This window comes from Phytoactinopolyspora halophila, assembly GCF_003287285.1.
In the GTDB taxonomy this organism is placed as follows: Bacteria; Actinomycetota; Actinomycetes; order Jiangellales; family Jiangellaceae; genus Phytoactinopolyspora_A; species Phytoactinopolyspora_A halophila.
Map to the genome: position 1 here is coordinate 1 of NZ_QMIG01000034.1, position 25,076 is coordinate 25,076.

The 25,076-nt window shown below is 65.7% G+C and carries 23 protein-coding genes; 21 read left to right on the forward strand and 2 right to left on the reverse strand.

What is annotated here, in order from left to right:
* Positions 1-99: 99 nt before the first annotated feature.
* Together DPM12_RS20005 and DPM12_RS20010 are read left to right on the forward strand one after the other, a co-directional pair.
* The gene (locus tag DPM12_RS20005) at positions 100-462 is read left to right on the forward strand and encodes a hypothetical protein (protein WP_123788328.1); all 363 of its coding nucleotides are present in this window, start codon (positions 100-102) and stop codon (positions 460-462) included.
* 146 nt (positions 463-608) lie between these two features.
* Positions 609-1,331: a DUF4386 family protein gene (locus DPM12_RS20010; protein WP_112260129.1), complete on the forward strand. Its 723-nt coding sequence runs from the start codon at positions 609-611 to the stop codon at positions 1,329-1,331.
* Between the two features lie 190 nt (positions 1,332-1,521).
* Here the strand turns inward: DPM12_RS20010 and DPM12_RS20015 are convergent, their stop codons facing one another.
* Both DPM12_RS20015 and DPM12_RS23315 read right to left on the reverse strand, forming a co-directional pair.
* The gene (locus tag DPM12_RS20015; protein WP_112260130.1) at positions 1,522-2,193 is read right to left on the reverse strand and encodes a response regulator; all 672 of its coding nucleotides are present in this window, start codon (positions 2,191-2,193) and stop codon (positions 1,522-1,524) included.
* Positions 2,190-3,758 (reverse strand): sensor histidine kinase, encoded by a 1,569-nt coding sequence (locus tag DPM12_RS23315; RefSeq protein WP_158542972.1) that lies wholly within the window; start codon positions 3,756-3,758, stop codon positions 2,190-2,192. Before DPM12_RS23315 ends, DPM12_RS20015 begins: the two co-directional genes overlap by 4 nt.
* Before the next feature lie 168 nt (positions 3,759-3,926).
* Between DPM12_RS23315 and DPM12_RS20025 the strand changes: the two genes are divergently transcribed.
* The 19 genes from DPM12_RS20025 to DPM12_RS20115 all read left to right on the forward strand — a co-directional run bounded on the left by DPM12_RS20025 (position 3,927) and on the right by DPM12_RS20115 (position 25,034).
* The gene (locus tag DPM12_RS20025; RefSeq protein WP_112260166.1) at positions 3,927-4,658 is read left to right on the forward strand and encodes an ABC transporter ATP-binding protein; all 732 of its coding nucleotides are present in this window, start codon (positions 3,927-3,929) and stop codon (positions 4,656-4,658) included.
* On the forward strand, positions 4,655-5,428 hold the full coding sequence (locus tag DPM12_RS20030) for an ABC-2 transporter permease (RefSeq protein WP_112260131.1): 774 nt from the start codon (positions 4,655-4,657) through the stop codon (positions 5,426-5,428). Before DPM12_RS20025 ends, DPM12_RS20030 begins: the two co-directional genes overlap by 4 nt.
* A 128-nt stretch (positions 5,429-5,556) precedes the next feature.
* Entirely contained in the window at positions 5,557-6,618 is a 1,062-nt protein-coding gene (locus DPM12_RS20035) for an SGNH/GDSL hydrolase family protein (protein WP_123788329.1), read from the forward strand.
* A gap of 45 nt (positions 6,619-6,663) precedes the next feature.
* Positions 6,664-7,635 (forward strand): YhfZ family protein, encoded by a 972-nt coding sequence (locus DPM12_RS20040; RefSeq protein WP_112260133.1) that lies wholly within the window; start codon positions 6,664-6,666, stop codon positions 7,633-7,635.
* A 1,269-nt stretch (positions 7,636-8,904) separates the two neighbouring features.
* The gene (locus DPM12_RS20045; RefSeq protein ID WP_211659179.1) at positions 8,905-9,705 is read left to right on the forward strand and encodes an ABC transporter ATP-binding protein; all 801 of its coding nucleotides are present in this window, start codon (positions 8,905-8,907) and stop codon (positions 9,703-9,705) included.
* A 26-nt stretch (positions 9,706-9,731) separates the two neighbouring features.
* Positions 9,732-11,030, forward strand: coding sequence for a hypothetical protein (locus DPM12_RS20050; protein ID WP_112260135.1), 1,299 nt, complete (start codon positions 9,732-9,734; stop codon positions 11,028-11,030).
* On the forward strand, positions 11,027-11,665 hold the full coding sequence (locus DPM12_RS20055; RefSeq protein WP_112260136.1) for a hypothetical protein: 639 nt from the start codon (positions 11,027-11,029) through the stop codon (positions 11,663-11,665). Before DPM12_RS20050 ends, DPM12_RS20055 begins: the two co-directional genes overlap by 4 nt.
* 267 nt (positions 11,666-11,932) lie before the next feature.
* Complete coding sequence (locus tag DPM12_RS20060; RefSeq protein WP_112260137.1) at positions 11,933-13,489, forward strand: ABC transporter substrate-binding protein; 1,557 nt, start codon at positions 11,933-11,935, stop codon at positions 13,487-13,489.
* Complete coding sequence (locus DPM12_RS20065; protein WP_112260138.1) at positions 13,486-14,439, forward strand: ABC transporter permease; 954 nt, start codon at positions 13,486-13,488, stop codon at positions 14,437-14,439. Before DPM12_RS20060 ends, DPM12_RS20065 begins: the two co-directional genes overlap by 4 nt.
* Positions 14,436-15,320, forward strand: coding sequence for an ABC transporter permease (locus tag DPM12_RS20070; RefSeq protein ID WP_123788331.1), 885 nt, complete (start codon positions 14,436-14,438; stop codon positions 15,318-15,320). Before DPM12_RS20065 ends, DPM12_RS20070 begins: the two co-directional genes overlap by 4 nt.
* A complete protein-coding gene (locus tag DPM12_RS20075; RefSeq protein ID WP_112260140.1) occupies positions 15,317-17,188 on the forward strand; it encodes a dipeptide ABC transporter ATP-binding protein in 1,872 nt (623 codons plus the stop codon). The genes DPM12_RS20070 and DPM12_RS20075 overlap by 4 nt, the downstream gene beginning before the upstream one ends.
* A complete protein-coding gene (locus DPM12_RS20080) occupies positions 17,185-18,687 on the forward strand; it encodes a sulfatase family protein (RefSeq protein ID WP_112260141.1) in 1,503 nt (500 codons plus the stop codon). Before DPM12_RS20075 ends, DPM12_RS20080 begins: the two co-directional genes overlap by 4 nt.
* A gap of 13 nt (positions 18,688-18,700) precedes the next feature.
* Entirely contained in the window at positions 18,701-19,588 is an 888-nt protein-coding gene (locus DPM12_RS20085) for an NAD(P)-dependent oxidoreductase (RefSeq protein ID WP_112260142.1), read from the forward strand.
* On the forward strand, positions 19,585-20,367 hold the full coding sequence (locus DPM12_RS20090) for an SDR family NAD(P)-dependent oxidoreductase (RefSeq protein WP_112260143.1): 783 nt from the start codon (positions 19,585-19,587) through the stop codon (positions 20,365-20,367). The genes DPM12_RS20085 and DPM12_RS20090 overlap by 4 nt, the downstream gene beginning before the upstream one ends.
* Positions 20,361-20,705, forward strand: a complete 345-nt coding sequence (locus DPM12_RS20095) for a UxaA family hydrolase (RefSeq protein ID WP_112260144.1) — start codon at positions 20,361-20,363, stop codon at positions 20,703-20,705. The genes DPM12_RS20090 and DPM12_RS20095 overlap by 7 nt, the downstream gene beginning before the upstream one ends.
* Positions 20,702-21,850, forward strand: a complete 1,149-nt coding sequence (locus tag DPM12_RS20100; protein WP_158542973.1) for a UxaA family hydrolase — start codon at positions 20,702-20,704, stop codon at positions 21,848-21,850. The genes DPM12_RS20095 and DPM12_RS20100 overlap by 4 nt, the downstream gene beginning before the upstream one ends.
* Positions 21,843-23,066, forward strand: coding sequence for an ROK family transcriptional regulator (locus DPM12_RS20105; protein ID WP_112260146.1), 1,224 nt, complete (start codon positions 21,843-21,845; stop codon positions 23,064-23,066). The genes DPM12_RS20100 and DPM12_RS20105 overlap by 8 nt, the downstream gene beginning before the upstream one ends.
* A 138-nt stretch (positions 23,067-23,204) precedes the next feature.
* Entirely contained in the window at positions 23,205-24,044 is an 840-nt protein-coding gene (locus DPM12_RS20110) for a U32 family peptidase (protein ID WP_123788333.1), read from the forward strand.
* Between the two features lie 57 nt (positions 24,045-24,101).
* A complete protein-coding gene (locus tag DPM12_RS20115; protein ID WP_112260148.1) occupies positions 24,102-25,034 on the forward strand; it encodes an MBL fold metallo-hydrolase in 933 nt (310 codons plus the stop codon).
* The last annotated feature ends 42 nt before the right edge of the window (positions 25,035-25,076 follow it).

Sequence of the window (25,076 nt, forward strand, 5' to 3'; positions counted from 1 at the left end):
CCACGCACACACAAAGAAGGCCACCCCGAAGGATGGCCTCCCCGCTGAGATCCGAAGACCCGCAATATGCCTTATTGGTTATGAGCTTGGGGTGCCAGCTTGGGCACCCCGGGTCTCAGTCTTAGTCTCGTCTCGCGCCCCGTGCAGATCGAAGCCGTGCCCAATCTCGGCGCTGTTGACGCCACGTCCGACCCCGATGCGTTGGGCGAGTTCGACGTGATCTTCGATACCGCAGGCGTCTTCACCCACATTCACCTGTTGCGCGACGGCGGCCGGATCGTCACCGACAGCGACGACGATATCCCCGCCAGCCTCGCGGCACATGCAGCCAGTGCTAAGCACAGCTACGTGCGCCATAACTCGACGGTCTCGGCACGTTGGTACACCCGTTCCGGGCCGTCCACACATCGAGCAGGCCCTACTGGGCATCGAACGGTCGAAACGGTCGAACTGAGCATCTGAGCATCGCCCCTTGCGGCCCCTGTCCGCATCTCCGGCCTGATATCCGGGACGTTCCGGAGGCGGATCGGCCCGCGCGGATGGCATCTTTGTCATGCCCGCCGCGCTTGCGGGTGCAAATGTTGGATACGGAAAGGGGAAAGAAACCCATGTCGGAGCTCGCGTCGGAGCAGGCGACCGAGGGTGGCGGGGCACTGCGGTTCCAGATGAGGTGGGCCGGGATCCTTGCTATCGCCGGTACCGTCCTGACGATTGTCAGCAACCTTCTTCAGCAGCGGGCGGACATCCCGCGCGGCGACACGCTCGGAGTTCTCGAGTACATCGACGGTAAGCCCTGGCTGGTCGCGGCATTCGCCGGGGTGCTCGGGATGCTCTGCTGGGTCATGGCCTTCACCACAGCCGGTCGCGCCCTGCGGGAGCCGGTGAGCAGGTCGATTGCGCGGATGGCCGAAGTCACACTGATCGTCGCGGTCGCCCTCTTCGCCGTCAACTTCGCACACGACGGATTCAGCAGCGGTGTGCTCGCCCAGGAATGGGCTTCCGGCGAGATCGAGGCCGACGCGGCAGCGGTCGACATCCGGGTTGTTGAGGGGCTCGTCGGTGGCACCTCCATCCTGTCCCAGACCCTCCTGGGCCTGGCGCTGGCCCTGTACGCCCTGGCAATGACGCGAAGCGGACAGTACTCGCGCGTGCTGTCCTGGATGGGCATCGTTGGAACCCTCGGATGGTTCCTCGGCGGTTCGGCACTGTTCCTGCAGCTGCCCGGAGCCTCGTTCGAGCTCCTGCTGCCCTTCGTCGGTCTGGCGACGGTGTGGGTGCTCGGCGTAGGCATCACTCTCATCCGCCGCAGCTCCCAGGGTTCGCGGGCCTGATCCGGATAGAGACATCCAGTTCACCCGCCAGTTCGACGCATCATCGGGGATCGGCTGGCGAACGAACCGACATTATCGGGGCCATCATCTCGATAATGTCGGTTCTTTCCCGGTTCGGAGGAGCCTGTGCGTGGCCGGTTCGACGCCATGGCCGTCGACGGCGCGGAGGGGCGCACGGGACTGGCGACAGTTAGGTGGCGGCCTTGACGAGGCCGGTTTCGTAGGCGGCGATGACGAGTTGGGCGCGGTCTCTGGCGTGCAGTTTGGCGAGCAGGTGTCCGATGTGGGTTTTCACGGTGGCCAGGCTGACGTGCAGGTGAGTGGCGATGTCGTCGTTGGACAGTCCGCGCGCGATGAGTTCGAGCACCTCGCGTTCGCGGCGTGTCAGGCCGTCGAGCCGTGGCGTCGGCTGCTGCGTTGGGTCGGGACGGCGGGCGAACTCGGCGATCAGCCGCCGGGTGATGCCCGGTGACAGCAGTGCGTCGCCCGCAGCGACGACGCGGACGGCGGTGACGAGGTCGGCAGGCGGGGCATCCTTGAGCATGAAGCCGCTGGCGCCGGCCCGTAGGGCTCCATAGACATACGCATCGAGATCGAACGTGGTGAGGATCAGCACCCGCACGCCAGCAGTCTCCGGCCCGTGGCAGATGCGCCGGGTGGCCTCGATGCCGTCCATCTCCGGCATGCGCACGTCCATGAGGACGACGTCCGGCTGTTCGCGCTGGGCGGCCTGTACAGCGTAGGTGCCGGTACTGGCCTCTCCGACAACGGTCAGCCCGGGCGTGCTGTCGATGAGGACCCGGAAACTGCCGCGGATCAGAGCCTGGTCGTCCGCGACCAGCACCCGGATAGGACCGGTCACGTCGTCCCTCCGTGCTGGCGCGGCGGGCCGGCTACATCTGTTCGTGCCCGGTCTGGCCGCACGTCTTCGGCCCGCTCGGGGTTTGCCTCGTCGACGCCCTGCCCCTCGGCGCCCGGTCGCGCGGGGTCGGCCTGGTCGGCGTCCGGTGTCTCCGACCCGGTCGCGAGGTGAGCCGGGATGGGTGGGTCCGGGACGGTGTAGGGGAGCGTGGCGTGCACTGCGAATCCTCCCTCTCGCCGCGGCCCGGCGTTGAACGTGCCGCCGTACACCATCACCCGCTCGTGCATACCGATTAGGCCATGACCTGCCGGTCGGTCCGGTCGGTCCGGCGACCGGTCGGGATCGTCACGAGCGCCGGGCTGGTCAAGGTGTTCGGCGCTGTGGGCGGGCCCGTGGTCGTCGTGGCGTCCCTCATACTGCTGCCGCCCGCCGCCCGGACCGTCGTCGTACACGTCGATCGTGACCGTGCCCGCGTCGTCGTCGATGCGGACTTGGCAGGTGGTTGGAGCGGCATGCTTTACGGCGTTCGTCAGCGCTTCCTGGACGATCCGGTAGATCGACAGCTCCACGCCGTCCGGCAGCCTGTGCGGGACGCTCATCCGCAGGTTGACACCGACACCGGCCCTACGGACCCGGTCGGCGAGGGCATCGAGATCGGTCATGCCCGGCCTGGGCGCGAGGGCAGCATCGAGATCGATGCCGACCCCAGCCCGCGTCGGCCGCTGCGGATCGTCGTCGCGCGCGTTGGCGGCGCCGGAGCGGCCATCACCGGCTCTGTCGTCGCCGGATTGGCCGCCTCCCACATCGTCGCCGGCGGGCTCGGCGCGCAGCACGCCGAGCAGGTGGCGCATCTCCCCGAGGGCATCCCTGCCGGTGCGCTCGATCACCTGCAGCGCGTCGGCCGCTTCGTCTGGCCGCTCGCGGATGACGTGGTTCGCGATACCGGCCTTGACGGTGATCACGCTCATGCTGTGCGCCACGATGTCGTGCAGTTCGCGTGCGATACGCAGGCGCTCGTCGACGACGGCTTGCCGGGCCAGCTGGCGGGCCGTGTACGCTGCTTGTTCGCGTCGCTCCAGCACGATGTGCCCGAGCGTCCACGCGGCGCCGAGCATCGCGGCACCGAGCAGGACCGTACCCGTCTCGCTCGACTGCCACCCGGCGGGACCGCCCATCGTGCCGGTCACCATGGTGATCGCGCTGGCAATTCCGATGGCGTGTATCGGCACGCGGGGTCGCGCAGGTCCGGTGACGGCAACGGTGTAGAGCGCTGCGGCCGCAGCTAGGAACGGATCGGCGAGGGTGCCGACGAACACGCCGGTGACGGAACAGAGCAGCACGAGCACCAGCACCGGTCGCGGCCACAGGCGCCGGACCGCGAGTGGCAGACCGGTGCCCGCCACGATCAGCACGCGAAACCACGTCGGCACGTCTGGTCCGGTCTGCGCGTCGAGGTCGATGAGCACCACGCCGGTGTAGACCACCGCCGCCGTCACGTCTGCCACGACCAGCCGACGGCGTGTCAGGCGCGGCGAGAACACCGCACGCTGGGCGAGCTCGTCCACCCGATGACGCTATCCGGTCCGGTCGCGGCGGCGCATCGGACCGCCGGATGTCATCCCCAGGTCGGAGAACGCGCGTGGGGTACTGCCGGATTCGCCCCGTTGTCCGAGGCGGAATTCCGGTCCTCGCTCCGATGTGCGACGGCGGCCGGCGGATGGAACGTGGACGGCATGATCGAGGTACGAGAGCTGACCAAACGCTACGGCCGGACGGTCGCCGTGGATCGCCTGTCCTGCACGGTGGAACCGGGGAAAGTCACCGGGTTCCTCGGGCCGAACGGTGCCGGCAAGACCACCACGATGAACATCGCGCTCGGCCTGCACCGGCCGACATCCGGTGAGGTCCTGATCGGCGGTCGCCGTTACGGCGATTTGCGCCAGCCCATGCGTCACGTGGGAGCACTGCTCGATGCCGGTGCTGTCCATCCGGCCCGAAGCGCGCACCACCATCTGCGCTGGCTGGCGCTCAGCAACGGCATCGGGTACCGGCGGGTGACGGAGACGCTGGAGATGGTGGGGCTGGCCGGCGTTGCCCGGAAGAAGGTGGGCGGCTTCTCGCTGGGGATGCGGCAGCGGCTCGGTGTGGCCGCGGCCCTGCTGGGCGACCCGGGAGTGTTGATGTTCGATGAGCCGGTCAACGGGCTCGACCCGGACGGAATCCGGTGGATCCGCGAGCTGATGCGCTCGCTCGCGGCTGAGGGCCGGACTGTCCTCCTCTCCAGCCACGTGATGAGCGAGCTGGAACAGACCGCGGACCGGCTGGTCATCGTCGGCCGGGGCAGGCTGATCGCCGACACCACGGTGCGCGAGCTGGCCGACAGGTTCGGCCGGCTGGAAGATGCGTACGTGTCGCTGACATCGCAGGCGGTCGAGTATCCCGCCGGCCGGGAGGGCATCGCATGAGTGGCGTGCTGCGTGCCGAACTGCTCAAGATCTACTCGGTCCGGTTCACCGCATGGACGTTGTCGCTGGCCGCGATCCTGGCGATCGGGGTGAGCTACCTGATGGGGCTGAACCTCCGGCACAACATCGCGGACCGGTCCGCAGAGCAGCTGACGCGGTTCGATTCGTTGTTCGCCGCCTTCTACAGCCTCACGCTCGCGCAGCTCCCCCTGGTGGTCTTCGGCGTGCTCGTGGTCGGCAGCGAGATCTCCACCGGCACGATCCGGGCAGCCCTGGCGGCGACGCCGCAGCGTGGCACGTTCTACGTTGGCAAGGTGCTGGCCGTGGCGCTGCCGGTGGCGTGCCTGGCGATCGTCACGGTGCCGGTGGCCTTCACGGTGGCGCAACTGGCACTCGGGCCGCACGGGATGACGCTGGGTGACGACGGCGTCCTGGGAGCTATGGCGGGTAGCTGGATCTACCTCACGCTCATTGTCCTGTTCGCGGCCGGATTCGCGATGATCACGGGAGCGTCGACGCGTGCGATCGGGATCATGCTTCCGGTGTTCTTTCTCGGCTCGCAGGGGCTGGGCAACGTCCCGTACGTGCGCGAGGTGGCACAGTACCTGCCGGACCAGGCGGGCATGGTGATCATGCATGTCGCCGGGCCGCAGGACGATCCGGCGTTCGCCCACTCCTACGGGCCGTGGGTCGGCCTCGGCATCGTCGCCCTCTGGACAACGGTGGCGCTCGTGGGAGGTTGGTTGGTGCTGCGTCGTCGGGACGTCTGAGCACCGTCGTCGCGTCGAACACATCGATCACCAGGGTGTAGGAACGGCAGCGGCAGGGCCTGGCCGAATGCGTTCCGGTTAGCTGAGATGCTGCATCGGTAGGGAGAACGACTGCGGTTGGGGTGGATGTGAGCACGAGCGAGGAACCGACGACGAATCCGAGGCATGCTGCGAGCGGACGTCGCGAGCTCCGGTCCGACGATCCGGTGCTGAGCTGGGCCGGTGTCGTCGAGATGGAGCACACGCCGGAGTGGTCGCGCGGGTGGCGGTTGCCACTGCGCCGGATCGGGCTGTTCCCTGGCGACGACCTGCGATTTCGTGCGGGGATGCAGGCGGGAGTCCGGGTCGAGTTCGACACCGACGCACGCATCGTCGGTGGCCGGGCCGTCCCGGTGTCTGATGACGCCGAGACGCAGATCGTGGACCTGGTGGTTGACGGCCGGCTCGCAGGTTCGGTCCCGGTCGGCGCGAGCGGCGATTTCTCGTTCGGGGAGCTGCCAGCGGGAGAGAAGTCCGTGGAGCTGTGGCTGCCGCAGTTCGGCGATTTCCGGCTGGCGGCCGTGGAGGTCGACGCTGCTGCCCGTGTGTGGCCGGCGTCGCCCTCTCGTCGCCCGCGGCTGCTCACCTACGGCAGCTCGATCACCCAATGCCGGACTGCCGCGTCGCCGACCAGGACATGGCCGGCGATCGTCGCGCGTGAGCTCGACTTGGACCTGACCTGCCTCGGGTTCGCTGGCGAGTGCCACCTCGACCCGATGGTCGGCAGGATGATTCGCGACCTGCCGGCGGACGTGCTCGTGGCGTGCCTGGGCATAAATGTCTACGGCCAGGGCACGTTCACCAAGCGGTCGTTCCTGCCCGCGATGCTGGGGTTGCTGAGCACCATCCGGGACGGCCATCCGGGAGTACCGCTGATCGTCATGTCACCGATCGTCAGCCCGGAGCGTGAGAACACGGCGGGCGCGTCTGGGATGAGCCTGGCAGGGATGCGTGCCCAGGTCGGCGAGGCGGTGCAACTGCTGCGTGAGGATGGCGACAAGGACATCCAGCTGCTGGACGGGCTGGACGTGTTCGGACCCGGGCAGGCACACATGCTGGGCGACGGGGTGCACCCGAACGCCGACGGCTACGCGCACATGGCGGGCTCGATTACGCCGGTGGTGCGCATGGCCTTCGCGCCCGCCCGATGACCCCAGAGGCGGCAAGACGTCGGTGGGCTGGGCTAACGTGCACATGTGTTGGATCCGACGGACATAGAGCCCCAGCCCGCGTTGCAGCGCGTATTGCGCGCCATGGCGGTGGACGCGATCGGCGTCGAGGTCGGTGGTCGCCTGCGTACTAGCTCGCAGTACCAACGCGAGCTTGGCGTCGGAGCCGGTACGGTCCAGAAGGCGCTTGGCGTCCTGGTGTCCTCCGGCGCGCTGGCCGTCGCGTCGCGTGGACATCAGGGCCGACAGGTGGTGGACAGGAACGTCGGAAGACTGTGGGCGCTGTCCGGCGCCCGGGCGTTGCGGTGGCTGCTGCCTCCACTGGGCCCGCTGGAGTGCTATGGCCTGGCCGAAGCGATCGCGGACGAGCAACGGCGTCTGCAGGTGCCGATGGAGTTGTGGTACCGGCGCGGTGCGGCGCGCCGCGCGGAAGCGGTGATCTCCGGGGAGGCGGACGTCACCGTCATGTCTTGGGGAGCGGCGCGCAGCCTGCAGGAGAGCATGGCCGACGGGCTCGATATCACCGACCTCGGTCCCGACACGTACTACGCCGAGGGGTCCATCCTCGTCTTGCACCGCGCCGGGGAGGAACTGCCCACGAGCCCCACACGGACCCGGGTGGGCGTTGACCACTCGTCATACGATCACGTGACCTTCACCGAGGCGGAATTTCCCCCGACGGAGGGGTACGAATACGTCGAGTGCGATTTCCCGCACATGCCGGTCGCGGTGGCAGAAGGGCGTGTCGACGTCGGTATCTGGCACCGGATGCTCCTGCTCATCCCACTCGATCTGGCCAACGTTGCGCACCGACCGTTGCAGAGCCCGGCGGCGCGCAAGGCACGCGAGGAGCTTTCCCGGGCGGTACTGGTGTGCGAAAAGTCGAAGCCGGAAGTGCTGGCCATCCCGGCCGCCATGGACCTGTCGGCCGTCCAGCACCGGCAGGCGGAGCTCACGGGCCTCGATGAGCGGTCGCCCGAGCTCAGCGAGCTCTACTGATTCCGTTAATCGAGGTCCCCCCGGCCACGCACGACAAGAGCCGAATGAGGTAACGCTCGGGTATTGACCTCAATAATCAGAAATCTGATTATTGAGCAATGACCCTTGCGGAGCAACTTTCCGGGATCGATCGCTGGTTAGGCCGTCGAATCGATGACGTGCTGCATGGTGGCCTCGTCGTTCACCACATAGAGAGCGACGTCCAGCTCTATCTATCTCGGTCCTGGCATAGCCAATCTTCGACACGGCAGGTGTGGACGGCTCGGTACGCTGAATTGTCCGCAACGGAAAGTTCAGCTGTGCTCATCGTGCAGGCCGGTTCAGTCTCAGTTGCACTCTCATCTAGTGTAGAAATCTCAGAAATCGTAGAGATTCTAATCTAACAATCCCCTGTTCTTGAGTGTGAAACAAGCCGTATTATTCTAGTTCTAGCCGTGATCACACATGTCGTGCAAGTGTTTGGCAGGACACGAACCTGGGTCCTTTTGGGTGCGAGCGGGCCGTTGTGCGATGGTCTATTCGGGCACCGGTTTCGATGTCGCACTGCACAATCTGCCGACGGCCGTTTCTCTGCCAGATGCTCCCAGAATGTGATCACGCGGACCATTGCCTCACGATCACATGCAGGAATCGACTCCAGGGCAAGAGTATAAATTTGCCCGTTTACGCACCGAAATACTAATCTTATTCGTCGTGGTTCAAATCCTTCTCGAGCCAGAAAAAGCGATGTCAAATCCGATCGCTTATTCATCGAAACGAGCCGAATGTTGTCTAAGTATGGGCTAATCTTTACTTAAAAAATCGAGGGTCATTTTGGCCCCTTTGCACGGATCGGTGCCACTCATAACGTATGACTCGAACCCGAAGTTGCAAGGAGGGTCACATGAAAAAGACACTCGTCAGCGTAATGTCCGTAGCCGCGTTGGGGTGTGGTCTACTGACGGTCTCGTCGGCGTGGGCTGAGGAGCCACAACAATGCCGGATTTTGGCGTATACGCCGGAGCAGGTTGGAGCGGAGGTTGACGGGACTGGTGGTCGACAAGGATGCGTATCGAGCGGCGTTGTCAGAACGAGCCTCATGCATGAGCGAACGCTTTGGGACTCAGAACTCGCTTTTCGCAGTGGAGATGTTACAAACGTCATCTGGACGGCCACTGCGGATTGCCTGAGCGGCTCGAACAACTACTACACCGAGACTAGCGGCCCCGGAGGTCAGGAGGTAAGTTCGATCACTGTTAGTTACAGTTGTTGATGATATCGTCGGCGATCGTGGCCGGTGTTCCTGCGGTTGAGGTTGCTGATCTGACGGTTCGGTATCGGCGCCGGGTGGCGTTGGATGCGGTGAGTATGCGGTTGTCTGGCGGCATTGTCGGTGTGCTGGGTCCGAATGGTGCGGGCAAGACCTCATTGCTGTCGGTGCTGGCCACGGTCAGTCGTCCGGATGCCGGGCGGGCCACTGTTCATGGGCGCGATGTGTCCTCGGCGGTGGCCCGTTCGGCCGCGCGGGAGTTGATCGGGTGGTTGCCGCAGCGGTTCGATCTGTCGGGGTCGATGACGGTGCAGGACACGGTGGCGTATGCGGCGTGGTCGCATGGCGTGCCGGTGGCTGATTGTGCGCGGGCCGCTATAGAGGCGTTGTCGGTCGTTGACCTTGAGGAGCGGGCCACGGATCGGGTGCGGCGGTTGTCGGGTGGGCAACGTCAGCGGTTGGGGTTGGCGGCGGCGATCGCGCACGAGCCGCCGGTGTTGTTGCTGGATGAGCCGACGGTGGGGTTGGATCCGTCGCAGCGGGTGCGGCTGCGCCACTATCTGAGGGCGATCAGTACCGGGCGGACGATCATTGTGGCGACGCATTTGATCGAGGATGGTGCGCAGCTGTGTGACGAGCTGGTGGTGCTGCGTGCGGGCACGGTGGCTTATCACGGTTCGCCGCAGGCTCTGGCTGACAGCGTCGCCGAAGAAGGGGCTGGCGAGGATGGCAGCGGTGTTGGCGGTGCGGGCGCGCCGGTGTTGTCGACGCCGTTGGAGCGGGCGTACGAGCGGTTGGTGGGCTCGGAGGATGCCGGGTGAGGTGGGCGCGTCGGATTATCTGGCCGGTGCCCGTGTTGATCGTCGGTGTAGCTGTGGTGGCGGTAACGGGTTCGGTGCTGCTGCATGGCTGGGCGTTGTTCACGTGGCCGGTGGCGGACTGGGTGCAGGTGTCGGCGCAGTTTCACGAGTCGCTGGTGCTGGCCGGTCCGGTGCTGGCCGGCTGCGCGGCATGGGCGGCTGGGGTGTTCACGCCTCGCAGTAGCATCGTGTGTCCGGCGTCGGCGCCGCGGTCGGGTGCGCCGCTGGTGCTGCGGCAGGTGGGTGTGCTGGCAGGTGCCGGGCTCCTGGGGTACGTGCTCGTGTTGGCGCCGTTGGTCGTGTCCACGGCCGTGCGGGCCACTGCGGGCGGACCGGACGTGCTCGTGATCGCCAGTGGTGTGGCCGGTCTGGTGGTGTTCGCACCGGCCGGTTATCTGATCGGAGTGGTGTTGCCGCGGTGGGCCGGCATCCTGGCTGCGGTTGTCGGGTCGTTCGCGTTCGTGCTGGCCGCCGAGCTAGTTGGCCGGGAGGCGGTGGCGATCACGCCGACGTGGCTGACCGGGCTGCCGTCGGCCGGCTACGAGGTGAACCCGGTGCTGTCGGTGTTCCGGGTGTTCTTTTTCGTCGTGCTGGCGGCCTGTTGCGTGATCGCGGCAGCGCGCTGGGTGTCGGGACGCTCGACGGCAACGTTGCGCACCTCGGTTTCCGGGTTACCGGTGCTGGCGCTTCCCGCCGTGATCGCACTGGTCGCGCTGGCCCGCCCGGCCGAACCTCTGGACTATGAGGAAGACCCGCCCCGAGTCTGCGAGGACGCGGGCGGCATCGACGTGTGCGTGCATCAGGCTCGCGCCGACGTGCTGGCCCCGCTAGCCGGGGCGGTGGCGGACACGGCGCACGCGGCTGGGCTGTCCGACTCCACATTGGTCGACGAGGTATACGACGCGATCCTGTGGGACGATGACGGCACCCGAGACCGGGTCATTCTGCAGCTACAGCTTCAGGACAGCGATGCCTGGCTCGATCGGGCCGCACTCGATGTCGCGGGCGAGATGTCCGGCGCCCGATACTGTCACCGGCTCAGCCGCGACACAGCCGGCATGTCTGGTGTACCCGCCGACGAGTACCTCGTTTCGCAAGCCGTCGCCCACTGGATCTGGGCCAGCGCCGGCTACGCGGGCTTTGCCCTGCAAGGCGGCGTACATCCAGATGTCGACCAGACCGTCGACCGCCTGAACCAGCTACCGGATGAGCAGGTTCGCGACTGGATCGCGAACCACCATGCCGACCTGTTCGACTGCGACGTCGCCCTGGACGAGCTGCCGTGATACGTAGCTGGCGGCTGTTCCTCGCCGCACGCTCGGCCCGCACCGCACTCGTACTCGCCGCTGTCGTGGTCCTCGTGTCGCTGCTCGAACGGGGCACGGTCATCGAGATCCGATTCGTCGTTACCGAACCGTCCCGCTCGACCATGCTGTGGGAAGCGTTACCGGCGATCTACGGCACGCTGGTCGGCGCGCTGATCGCCCCACGCATGCACAGCTGGGAACGCACCGCGACCGCGCCCTTGCGCTGGTACTACGCCGCTACCACGACAGTAGCCCTCGCCACGCCCCTACTCGGGCCATGGTTGGTGCACGTCACGCTGCCGGCGCAAACGTCGGGTACCGGCATCCTGTTCAACGTCCTCATGATCACCGCGATCGGGCTGCTGGCGACCTGCCTGCTCGGCACCATCATCGGCCCCCTGATCGCTCTCAGCACCTACCTCACGGTCATCCTGGCCCAGCACGCCGCCCGCGACCTCACCGCCTGGCTACCCTTCTCCCACAGCCTCGCCGAACCCACACCCCACACCTGGGAAACCCTCGCCGCCGCAACCCTTGCCATCGCTGCCTGGACCATCACCCGTGGACAGTCGGCACTCGCCCGGGCAGTACAACGCGACTCCGTGGGCGCGTGAGCTGGGGCTGTCCCGTGCACGGATGACGCGTGCGCTCTTGTTGTGCGGCGATGAGACGCCCCTCCAAGATTCCAAACCTCACCTCGTGGATGTGCGCTGTGCACGAAGAACGGCGATGATGCCGGCCGTCCACGAGAACCGGGTCGACGAGCACCCTCTTGACACGCCGGGGGCCACCAACTAGCGTCCTCGATTAATTAGGTTCAGAAATTAATCGCAAGGGGCAGAACCTACTGAGGCCAGCAGAAGTGGTCTGGAGGGATCACCATGAACCACATCGCCGCTCCCAGGATCGCCCGCCGTACGTTCCTCAAGGGCTCAGTGGTCGGGGGTGGACTACTCGTTGCCGGATGTGGAAACGACACAGACCCTGGAGCCGGGTCGAATTCGGCGGGCGAGTCGTCCGCCAAGACCCTCCGGGTCGGCATCCCGACTGACGTCGAGCTGCCCAAGACACAGATGTTCGTCGCCACCAACCAGCCTCTCCGGCGAACGGTGTTCGATTACTTGATCGACAAGAACCCGGACGGTACTTACCGGCCGGCGCTGGCACGTGAATGGGAGTGGAACGACGATCGCACCGAGCTGGTGCTGACGCTGCGCGATGGGGTTACGTTTCACACCGGCAGGGAGTTCGGCCCCGAGGACGTGCTGGCCTCGGTCGAGGCAGCACTTTCGGAAGAGTCCAGTGCACAGGCTGCCAAGCTGCTCGAGCGGGCGGCCACTATCGAAGAGTCCGGCCCCATGGAAGTCACGGTGACCTTCGACAGCCCTTTCCCGAGCTATCTGGACGCGCTGGCCATGCTGCCCATCATCGACTCGGAAACCTACCCGGACATTGCCGACGGCGAGCAGGTCGTCGGTACTGGCCCGTTCCAGTGGAAGTCGTGGACGCCGGGTCGCGAGATCGAGATGGTCCGGTCCGATTCCTATTGGGGTGACCAGCCCGCCATCGAGGAGGTGCTGTTCCGGATCATCCCCGAGCCGGAGGCCATGCTCGCCGCGATGCGATCGGGCGAGCTGGAGCTGGTCAACCGCATGACCCCACGCGATGCCAGCAGGCTGCCGGAAGACCGCTTCGTCGTCGACAACAGCGAAGGCTTTGACGTCTACGTGGGCGTGAACACCGACGTGCAACCCCTGGACGACATCCGTGTCCGCCAGGCGATCGCCTACGCCCTCGATCGCGAGCGCATCGCGGAGCAGGTATACAGCGGGCTGGCGGAGCCCAGCTGCGTGCCGTGGTCCAGCAGCGTGCCCGGGGTGACGGAAGAACAGACGACGCACTACGCGTACGACGTGGAGCGAGCCAGGACGCTGCTTCAGGAGGCCGGTGCGGAGGGAGCCGAGGTCGTGCTCACGTCCTTTGCGGCCGACCCCGCGTACGGCGCCGTCGAGGAGATCGTCCAGTTCGGGCTCGAAGAGATCGGGTTGAACGTCCGCTCGGAAGCATATGACCAGGCGGAGTTCGTCGAGCATCTGCAGGCGGCTGACTTCCCGGGACTCTGGGTCACGCCCATCGCGCTGACCGCGATGGGGCCGGCGACGGCGCTTATGACGGCGTTGCCGTTGACGGTCGGGGAAAACACGCACAACGTCACCGATGCCGAATACGAATCCTTGGTCGAGGATCTGACCACTGCAGCCTCGGAGGAAGAACGGGAAACGGCGACGAGCGCACTGACCGACTACATGCTGGAGCAGGCCTTCCACAACACCGTGGTACAGGCTCAGACGCCGGTGGTCGGCGTCACCGGACTGAGTGGAGTCGAGGTTGATCTCACCCTCGCCCTCGATCTGACAAAGGCGACGTTGAGCACATGACTCGTTACGTGCTGCGGCAGGTGATGAGTGGACTCGCCGTCCTGTTGGCGACGTCTGTCATCGTGTTCGGACTGCTGCACCTCGCCCCGGGCGACCCCGCATCCATCCTGGCGGGTCCGGATGCCGCCGAGGACACGATCGCTGCGATCAGAACGGAGATGGGGCTCGACCAGCATCCGGTCGCGCAGTACCTCGACTGGCTGCGGCAGCTGCTGACCGGGGACCTGGGGATGTCCTACACGCTAGGTCAGCCGGTCAGCGAGCTGATCGGGCAGCGGATTGGCAGCACGCTGCAACTCACCGTGACCGCTACGTTCCTCATGATCTTGCTGGGCACGGCGATGGGCGTCGGGCTGGCTACGAGCAAGTCCAGAGTGATCAAACAGGGTATCGACTCTATGGCCACCCTGGCACTGGCGATGCCTCCATTCGTCAGTGGTGTCCTTCTCATCTTTCTGTTCGCTGTGGTGTGGGGAGTTCTACCCAGTGGTGGTGAGGCGTCACTGCTGGGTGAACCCGCTGACGCGGTGAGCAGATTGATCTTGCCCAGCATCGCGATGGCTCTGCCGACCGCACCGGTCCTTGGCCGGCTGCTGGCGACGGAGATGCGCCGCACACGCGATCAGGAGTTCGTCCTCACCGCTCAGGCCAAGGGCGCGAGCACGCGTTGGATCACGTGGCGTCACGTGGTTCCGAACAGCCTGGGGCCGGCGATCGTCGAGCTGGGAATCCGGGTTGGCCACCTGCTGGGCGGGGTGGTCGTCGCCGAGGCGATCTTCGCGCGAGCCGGTTTGGGGAGCCTCCTGGTCGAGGCGGTGCAGACGCGGGATTACCGGCTCGCCCAGGTGCTACTGCTGCTCGGGATCGCCGTCATGATTGCCGCGCAGTTGGCCACCGAGGTCTGCATGGCCCGCCTTGATCCGCGGATCCGATTGGGGGTGAGCTCGTGAGCACGACGGCCTTCACGGGCGCGGAATCGGTCGACGGAGGTGGGCAAGCACCGGTCGTCCCGCGTAGCCGGGGGCGATATTGGCGTGCCGTGAGGAGTCCACGGGGAGCAATCGGCCTGGCGTTGGTGGCGTTCGTCATCCTCGTGAGCGTCATTGGCCCGTTCTTGCTCTCTTACGGACCGTTCGAACAAGGACCGAACAGCCTTCAGCAGCCGGGTTCGGATCACCTCATGGGCACCGACGAGGTAGGGCGCGACCTGCTCGCGAGGGTGCTGGCGGGTACCCGTGTGGACCTGATCATTACTTTGGTCGCGGTACCCGTCGCGGCAGTGATCGGTACGCTGTTGGGGCTCGTCGCCGTTGTCAGCCGGGTCGCCGACGCTGTGGTTCAGCGGATGTTCGATGTTCTCATCGGTGTGCCTGCGGTAATTCTCGGTATTGGTGTCGCGATCGCGATCGCTCCAGGTATGGAATCGGTCATGATCGCGATCGCGCTGGTGACCATGCCGATCTTCGGCAGGCAGGCCCGCGGCGCGCTGCTCGGCCAGCTCTCGTTGGACTATGTCGCGGCGGCCGAAGTTCTCGGTTATCCGCGGCGCCGGATCATGATGAGGCACATCCTGCCGAACATCGTTGATGTGATCTTCGTCCGTTTCGCCGTGGAAATGGCACACGCCATCATGATCGAAGGCGGCTTGAGCGTCGTCGGTCTGGGGATCCAGTCACCGCAGCCGTCGCTGGGGTCGATGATCAAAGATGGCAGTTCGTACCTCTTCGAAACTCCGCTGTATGCCCTAGCCCCGATCTTCGTCGTCCTGCTCCTCGTCGTGGGCTACTTCATGGTGTCCGACGCACTCAATCAGGCGGTGTTGCGCACGTGACCGAACAGGTTGTTCTAGACGTACGGAACCTGGGCCTGGAGTTGAGCCTGGAATCCGGCGGCGTGCCTGTCGTCAGCGGAGTCACGTTCTCCGTACCGGCTGGACAGATTCTCGGCGTCGTCGGGGAATCAGGATCGGGAAAGTCCCTGACCGCGCTGTCGATCGGCCGCATGTTGCCGCGGGCAGCCACGGTGGTGAGCGGAAGTATCCACTTTCAGGGTCGCGACATGCTCGAGATGCCCGACGCGGAGGTTGCCGCACTCCGTGGCGCCGAGCTGGGCATGGTATTCCAAGATCCGCTGGCATTCCTCAATCCGTTGATGACCGTGGGCCAGCAGATCCGCGAGGTGCTCGTCCTGCACGGTATGCCGAAGGACAAGGCGGAGGTGCGGGCAGTCGAACTGCTGGAACTGGTCGGTGTTCGGGATCCGGAGAAGCGGAAAGACGACTACCCGCACACGTTCTCGGGCGGCATGCGGCAGCGGGTGATGATCGCGATTGCGGTTGCCAACAACCCGGCCCTGTTGCTGGCCGACGAACCCACGTCCGCCCTCGACGTCACGGTGCAGGAAGGCATCCTGCGGCTGCTGGCCCGGCTACGTTCCGAGCTCGGCATGGCGTTGGTGCTGATCACACACGACATGAGTCTCGTCGAGGAGATCTGCGACTCGGTCATGGTGATGTACGCCGGCCGAGTCGTCGAGCAGGGGAGCGTGCGAGACGTGATCAGGGAACCGCGGCATCCCTACACGCGGGAGCTCATGCGATCGACGCCGCGGCTGGATCGGCCCACACGTGAGCGCCTGCCCGCCATTGCCGGGAAACCACCGGACGTCACGAGCCGTCCCGACGGGTGCCGGTTCCACCCACGATGTCCGCTCACCATGGACCGCTGCCGTACCGACGAGCCGGCGCTGGTGGATCGAGGAACGGATACTCCTCACCACGCCGCCTGCTGGGCCGCAGCCGAGCCATTGCCGGCGTCGACCCCACCGACCCCGGGAAGCTCGAGGACGAGCCAGACCGGATCAGAGGGGACGCCGATCCTCGATGTGCAGGACGTATATGTCAGCTATCAGCGCAAGGCCCGCTTGTGGCGGCAGCCGGACGAGCGGCCGGTAGTGGAGGGAGTCAGCCTGCGTGCCCATTCCGGCCGAGCGCTCGGGCTCGTCGGCGAGTCCGGTTGTGGCAAGTCGACGCTTGCACGAACCATCGTCGGGCTCTTGTCGCCCTCTTCCGGCCGCATCAGCATCGACGGCCTGCAATGGACACACGCCAGCCGGGAGGAACGAAACCGGCTGCGGCGCACGGTGCAGCTTGTGTTCCAAGATCCGTACCTGTCGCTCAACCCACGCCAGACGGTGCGCCAGATTCTTACCGAGCCCCTGGTGGTACATGGGCTCGCGTCGCGAGAGCGTCGCCAGTCACGGGTGGGTGACCTCATCTCGCACGTCGGTCTTCCGGTGAGTTTGCTCGATCGGTACCCGTACCAACTGTCCGGCGGCCAGCGGCAGCGGGTCGGAATTGCCAGGGCACTCGCTGTCGAACCCCAGCTGATCGTCGCCGACGAGCCGGTATCGGCGCTCGACGTCTCGGTGCAAGCACAGATCATCAATCTCCTGGCTGACCTGCGAGATGAGCTCGATCTCGGATATGTCGTGATCGCGCACGATCTGAGCGTCGTGCGCCACCTGTGCGACGAGGTGGCGGTCATGCGCGCCGGAAAGATTGTCGAGCATGGACCCACGTCGGAGATCTTCAGTGCACCACAACACCCGTACACCCTGTCCTTGCTCGCGGCTTCCCCCGGTTCGCCGTGGGCCCGCCCGGAACCCGCCATTGATGCCGTCGATGAGGTGACTGAATGAGTGACAGACCGAACATCGTCTGGTTGTTCTCCGACCAACACCGTGCCGACGTTCTCGGCGCGGCCGGCCACCCGGTCGTTAGAACTCCCCATCTCGATCGGCTCGCCGAGGAAGGCGTCCTGTTCGACGACGCGTACTGCCAAGCCCCCCTGTGCGTTCCGGCACGAGTCTCGTTGCTCACCGAACGATACGTTCGTGACCACGGCGCATTCGACAACGACTGCGAACCCCGCTCCGACCTTCCCACCCTCCCGCAGGCCATCCGAAACGTCGGCTACGACACGGTCGCGGTGGGCAAGATGCACCTCTTCCCGACACCCGGCGACCTCGACGAAGGGCTGGGTCGCATGCGCGAACTCGGATTCACGGAAGTGTATGAAGAGATCGGGAAGCTGTCGTCCGGGCTGGTTCGTACGGGATACACCGACTACCTGGCTGCGCACGGATATCTGGAGACGTACCGGGAGTTCATGCGCGAACGGTCGCCGCTGATCAGGATGGGCCGTGCCGACGATCCTGACTATGAAGGTAAACCGACCTGGGTGGTGGACCCGTGTCCACTGCCTCCGGAGCATTATCTGGATGCCTATGTCGGCAGGCAGGCCGCCCGCTGGATCGATTCGCGATCAGAGTCGGATCCCTTCTTCCTGTGGGTTGGATTTCCTGGGCCGCATGATCCGTGGGACGCTCCGGATCAGTACGTGGAGAAATACCGTGACGACGAGATTCCGCTCGACTCCACCAAGCGGCCGGAGGTCCCCGGTAGCGGCCCGCTCAGCACGCTTCTCAACACATTTCTGGACTACAGCAGCAGCGATACGCTCACTGACCAGCGTATTCGTGAAGTAAGGCGGCACTACTATGCGAACGTGACTGTCATCGACGACGCCATCGGAGAGATCGTGGCTGCTCTTGAAAGGCAAGGTCTCGATGAGAACACCTGGATCGTCTACTCGGCCGATCACGGTGAGATGCTCGGGACTCACGGTCTGCTCAACAAGATGGTGTTCTACGATCCGGCGGTCCGGGTTCCGCTCGTCGTTCGGCCTCCCGGCGGGGCGTCGTCCGGCCGACGAGTGAGCGGACTGGTGGAACACGTCGACCTCTCCGCGACGCTTCGGGCGATTGCGGGCGCAGACGAGATACCGGACGGAGCCGGGCGATCCTTCCGTGACGTCTTCTCGGGATCCGACGTGGCGGGCCGAGACCATGTGATCAGCGAAAATCACGGCTTCGCCATGTTCCGCACGAACCGGTACAAGTTGGTGATCTACGAGCGCGATCTGCAGCCGGTGCAGTTGTTCGATCTCCACATGGATCCGATCGAAGACCACGATCTGGTCGATGATCCCGCGTACCAGGAGGTCGTCGCCGACCTGATGAATGACCACGTCCGTCCGTTTCTGGCCACCCAACCGGCCCGGCCCGGTCCTGACCTGGTCGAGCGGTCGGGACGGATGGGCCTAGGGCTTCGAGACACGAGCCCGCAGGATACGTGAGGAAGTAGGCACCATGGCACGTATAGGCTTTATCGGCCTCGGCGCGATGGGCGCGCCTATGGCCACCAATATCCTCGCCGGCGGACACCAGCTAATGGTGTACGACACGAACTCGGCGGCCGTGGAGGCGTTGCGAGAACTCGGTGCGGACATCGCTGCCGACGTCTCCGAAATGGCGGAATCGCGCGACGTGATCATCACCATGCTGCCCCATCCCACGGCGGTCGAGGAGATCGTTCTCGGGCCGGATGGGCTCGTCGCGAGCGGTCTTCGACCCGGCAGAACCTTCGTCGATATGAGCACCGGTGACCCGCTGACCGCCCAACGGCTTGCAGAAACGCTCGAGTCGAAGGGTGTCTTCGCTGTCGACTGCCCAGTGGGCCGTACACCCGAGCACGCCAAGGAAGGCGCGTTGCTGCTCTTGGCAGGGGGGAGCAGCGATGCGGTCGAGCGAGCGCGGCCGGTGCTGATGTGCATGGGTGACGAGCTCGTGCACTGCGGCGGCCCCGGGACCGGGCAGGCAATGAAACTCGTCAACAACATGCTCACCATCACCGTGATGCAAGGGGTGGGTGAAGTGCTGGGCGTCGGCCTCCAAGCCGGCTTACCCCTCGATCTCATGCGAGAGGTGACGGCCAAGACGCTGGCCCAAACCTCGGTCATGGACAAGGCCCTGCCGGCGAAGGCATTCGTTGGAGACCTCTCACCGGGCTTCGCGCTCCGCCTGGCCGAGAAGGACATCCGCCTCGCAGTCCAGCTAGCGGCGAACTTGAGTCTCTCGACGCCGGTCGCCGAACGCGCCCTCCAGCGCTGCACCGAACTCGTCGCTAGCGGCCACGCCGACCACGACATCGGCATCCTCGCTGCCGAGCAGGCCGGCCTCGACAAGGGGCAGTCGTGAGGCTTGACGGGAAGCGTGCCGTCGTCACGGGTGCGGCGAGTCGGGGTATCGGCCGGGCCATCGTGGATGCGTTCCGGGCGGAGGCAGCGGACGTCGCGATCATCGACATCCGTTCACCGATGGATCCGGCGGACACACCGATGGACGAACCGGCGGACCACGGCAGGCCGGCCTCCTCCGCGTCGCCCGCACCTTTGATGATCAAAGCCGACGTGTCCGATCCCGACCAGCTCACCGGTGCGCTACGGCAGGCGCGCGACGAGATGGGCTCGATCGACGTTCTGGTCAACGCGGCCGCGATGGCCGCCCGCAAACCCTTTCTGGAGCTCACGCTCGCCGACTGGGATCAGGTGCACGCGGTGAACCTGCGGCCGTACTTTGTCGCTACCCGGTGGGTCGGTCAACTCCTCGTCGATCGGGGCGCTCCCGGTTCGATCATCAACGTCGCGTCGATCACCGCCAGCATCGGCGTCGCCGGTCAGGCGCATTACGCCGCCGCCAAAGGCGGGATCGTGAGTCTCACCCGGGCGGCCGCAGTGGAGCTGGCACCGCACCAGATACGGGTCAACTCGATCTCGCCTGGCACCGTCGAATCGGATTTCAACCGCCAGCTGCTGGCGGATCCCGAGTTCCGGACGATGCGTACCGAGCCCATACCGCTTGGCCGTGTCGGGCAACCGCGCGAGATCGCAGGCGTGGCCACCCTCCTCGCGTCCGACGAGGGGAGCTTCATCACCGGAACCGACATTCACGTTGACGGGGGACAGTTGGCATGTTGAATGCAGATGCGCCGCACACAGCGGCTACACCCGACCCTGCACGCGCCGACGCGCGTGCCCTGCTGCTCAACGCCGACGACAACGTCGCCACGATGATGAGCCCGGCATCCGCGGGTGATCGGGTCGCCGTCGAGAGCGAGGGCGACCCGGGCGCCGTCATCATCGTGGCCGACGACGTGGCCGTGGGACACAAGATCGCCTTGACGGACCTGGCATCCGGTGAGGAGATCCGCAAGTACGGCGGCGAGGTCATCGGGGTCGCATCGCAGGACATTCGGAGCGGAGAGCACGTGCACGAGCACAACGTGCGCGGTATCGAACCAGGTGGACAAACGTGAGAGACATTGCATTGTATCGACGTCAGGACGGCAGGGCAGGCAGCCGCAACCAGCTGCTGATCATCGCGCCCGAGGTGCTGGCCAACTCGGTCGCCCGCCGGATCGCGGGCGCGGTCGCCGACGCGGTACTGGTCGTCGAGCCTGCCGGGCGGGCTCTGGTCGATGTGGACCGGGAGACGACGCTGCGGACGCTGACCGGACTCGCGGCACATCCCAACGTCGGAGCGGTCCTGATCGTCGCCTACGACGCGGCACTCGCTGAGCACATGGCGGCTGCCGCGCGAGACGTCGGCACCCCGGCTGCGGTTCTGGACATGGTCGAGTGCGGCAGCACGATCGAGGCGACGTCCGCTGGTATCCGCCTGAGCACGCAGCTTGCCATCGAAGCATCCGAACGGATTCGCGAACCGGCCGAACCACGTGACCTGATCGTGGGATTGAAGTGCGGCCTGTCCGACGGCCTGTCCGGGCTCGTGCTCAATCCGGTCGTTGGCAGGGTAGTCGACAAACTCGTCGACAGGGGAGCCCGTTGCATGTTCGGTGAGAGCGCGGAGATCTGGGGCGCCGAGCACATCCTGGCCAGGCGAGCTCGGTCGGATGTACTGGGTAAGAAAATGGTAGCGACAGTGCGAGAACGGCATGATCGGTCGAGTTCCGCGGACATGGAGACGGCAGTCGTCGGTCCGGAAAACCGAAGTGGTGGGATTACGACGCTGACGGAAAAGGCATTGGGCAACGTCGCCAAGACCGGCAGTGCGCCCATCGACGGTCTGTTGAATTATGCTGAAGCGCCGCCCAAGCCGGGGCTCTACTTCATGGATACCCCTGTAGCGGCGGCCGAAGCGACCACGGGTCTCGTCGCCGGAGGTGCTCACGCGTTGCTGTTCACCACCGGTGTCGGCAACCCCTTCGGTCATCTCGTGGCTCCCACCGTCAAGGTGGGGTGGAGCGACGAGTCGACCGTCGCACGTCGAGATCATCTCGATGTCGACCTGGGTCCGGTGGTAGCCGGTGAGGAAAGCTTGGAATGTGCCGCCGATCGGGTGCTCGAGGCGCTGCTGCGGGTCGCGGGTGGGCGGCTCACTCGAGCGGAAGTGATCAAAGAAGGTGGGTACGCGGTTGCCCGGGAGGCTCCGAGTGTCTGACACCGGGTCGTGGTTGTCCGCACAGGCGCCTCCGGCGATCCGGCAGCAGAACGTCGCGGCCACCGTGCGGACGGTTCTCGTCCACGGCCCCATCGCCCGCAAGGAGATCGCACGTCTGACCGGTCTCAGCGCGGCCAGTGTGAGCAAGGTGACCGCAAACCTGCTCAGGGCGGGACTGCTGTATGAGCTACCGAGCGAGCCGATGCCGGGAAACGCGGGAGCCCCTCGCGTGCCGCTGGACTTCGCCCGGGAACGGTATGCGGTGCTCGGCGTCCACATCGGGGCCTTGCGGACGACGATCGGCCTGGTAGACGTCCGCGGTGCCGCTATCGTCGACGAGCGTTACGAGCACGAACATACCGAGCCTGACGACATATTGAACGATGCGGCACGGCACATCAACAACTTCGTCGAACGATACGGCGAAGAAAGACACCTGCTGGGCGTGGGTGTCACGTTGGCCGGATGGATCGACTCCGAGTCCGGAATCGTGATCGAGCATGACACGCTCGGCTGGCGCAATGTCCCCGTTCAGGCGGAGCTAGCCGCTCGCATCGAGCTACCTGTGCTCGTGGAGAGTAGCGTGCGTGCACGCGCTCTTGCCGAGCTCTGGTCTGGCGCGGCCAAGACCGTAGGAAGCCTGGTCTATCTGTTCATCGGCACCGTGGTGGACGCCGCCATCGTCATCGACCGGAACGTCCACTATGGGCCGAGGTCCGCCGCCGGTACCATAGCTCACCTCCAACTCGACGATCGCGACGCTCGGTGCGACTGCGGTCGGAGTGGTTGCGTTCAGGCATACGTCACCGACCTGGCCGCGGTCCGACATGCGCGGGAGCGGGGCATCACCGGCGTGACGACGATTCAAGAACTGGTCGCTCGCGCGCGTGACGGCGACGAGTCCGCTACGGCCGTGCTGCGGGAGCGGGCAGAGAAGGTGGGCGAGACTGCCGCGATCATGCTGGACATGATCGATCCTGACATCGTCGTCTTCTCGGACAACGCGGTTACGGACACGCCCGATTACCTGTCCGCCGTCCGGCGCGGTGCGTCGAATCGTGCGCATACGGCGATTGATACGGAACGTCTGATCGTGCCCACGTCCTTTGCCGAGCAGGCCATCGTGATCGCCCCGGCTACGCGAGTCCTGGATGCGTTCTATGAGGCCCCCCTGGCGTTCCTGACGAACACGACCGCCGAGGAACCATCACTATGAGATCCGCCGTAAGGAGTTGCTGTGCACAGTGACCAACTTTTGCCAGGTGAAGGCCAGATCAAGTCGCTTGGTCTCCAAGTCACACAGCCCCGGTCCACCACGTCCGAAGGCCGATTTCCGGACGGGGGTGCATGGCGGGTGGAGATTCCATCAGTCGAGGGGCCGGAACCACTCCGCGCCGTGCTGGAGGAGAGCCGTGAGCGAGGCGTTCCGGTGCACCGGGTCAGTCAGGGCAGCGGCGTCATGATGTTGGATGATGCCGAGATCAAGGACATGGTGGCCGTGGCCCAGGACGGGGGCGCCGAGTTGTCCTTGTTCCTGGGGCCACGCGGTATTTGGGATATCGGTGCCGCCGTGACGTCCGCCTCCGGCGGATCCGGCCCGCGTGCCCGTGGCCGCGATCAACTCGGTCAGTGTCTGGAAGACGTCGTGCGCGCCGCCGAACTCGGTGTGCGTAACGTGTTGGTCGCGGACGAAGGCGTCCTGTGGGCGTGCCACCAGCTTCGGGAGCAGTCCGAGTTGCCGCAGGATATGCGATTCAAGGTCAGTATCCTCGCCGGTCCGGTCAACCCGGCATCCGTCATTGTTGTGGCGGGGCTCGGGGCCGATTCGATCAATGTGCCGAGCGATCTCACCGTCGCACAGGTAGCCGAGTTACGGGCGGCGTGCCCGGTGGCCATCGACTTCTATCTCGAGTCGCCGGACGATGCCGGCGGCATCGTCCGGCTCTACGATGCCGCCGAACTGATCCGGGTGAGTTCGCCCATCTATCTCAAATTCGGGCTACGGAATGCTCCCGCGATCTACCCGGCGGGTGGGCACTTGCGCGCGTCCGCCACGGAGACGGCGCGCGAGCGAGTGCGGCGAGCCCGGCTGGCGCTCGACATCATGGAGCGCGGCGGTGGTGCGTCGCTGCCCATGTCGCCGGTCGGCGATCCGCAGCTACCGGTACCCGCGCGCTTCCCGGTGCCGGCATGAGCGCGGCCGTCCGGTGCAGCGAGATGCTTCTGAAGCGGGCGTCGATTGTTCGCTGCGATGTCTCTAGTTAGCGTCGTCCCGCACGCCGTCTGGGGCATTCCCGTTCCATTCGTGAACGGGGTCGTCCACGTCTACGTGGTGCGGGGAGAGCGTGTCGCGCTCATCGACAGTGGTGTAGCGCGAATCTCCGCGCCTCGCATCGTTGCCGCGCTCGAGAATCTGGGGATCGTGCCGGCGGATATCGACGTCGTCCTCAACAGTCATGGACATCCCGATCATATCGGTGGCAACGCCGACCTGCGGGCAGTGGCAGGGTCGTCGTTGGAGGTTCTGGCACATCCGGATGATGCCTGGCTGATGCGTGATCCGGCCGAACATCTGCGCCATGAGTGCGATCCCGCCTCCACTCTCGCTGAATTGGGCGAGCGAACCGCATTCGCCGAGCGCAGCCGGTTCCTTCACGAGACGGTCGCCCCGGACACGGGACCCGACCGGTGGGTCTTTGATGGAGACACGGTAGATCTCGGCGGCCTGACGCTCCGCGTTATCCACACGCCCGGTCACACCGCCGGTTCGGCGTGTATTCACGTCCCCGAGATCGGCGTGCTGTTCAGCGGCGATGCCATTGAACGGTATGGCGGGGATGTTGGATCTCCACCGATGTACCGCGACGCCACGTCCTACCGGGCCTCCCTGGACCGCCTGCGCGACCTCGGCCCCCACGTAGTGTGCATGAGTCATCCCTACGTGGGGGCCGACGGTTCTGGCGAGCCCGTCCTCCGTGGGCAGATGATGGCGCGCGCGCTGGACGAAAGCATCGCGGCCATCGACCGTTTCGACCGGGCTGTCTCCACGGTTGACACCGGTACGGAACCGGAGCTTTCCCTGCGGTCCGCGACCGCCCAGGTCTGCTCCGAGCTGGGACTGGATCCGGCGAGCAGGGAACAGTTCGCACGTGTCGCGGTGACGGTGCGTGCCCATCGCGGGTGACGGCCGATACGTCGTTGGCGCCGCGCCGTTCGCGGCCATCGA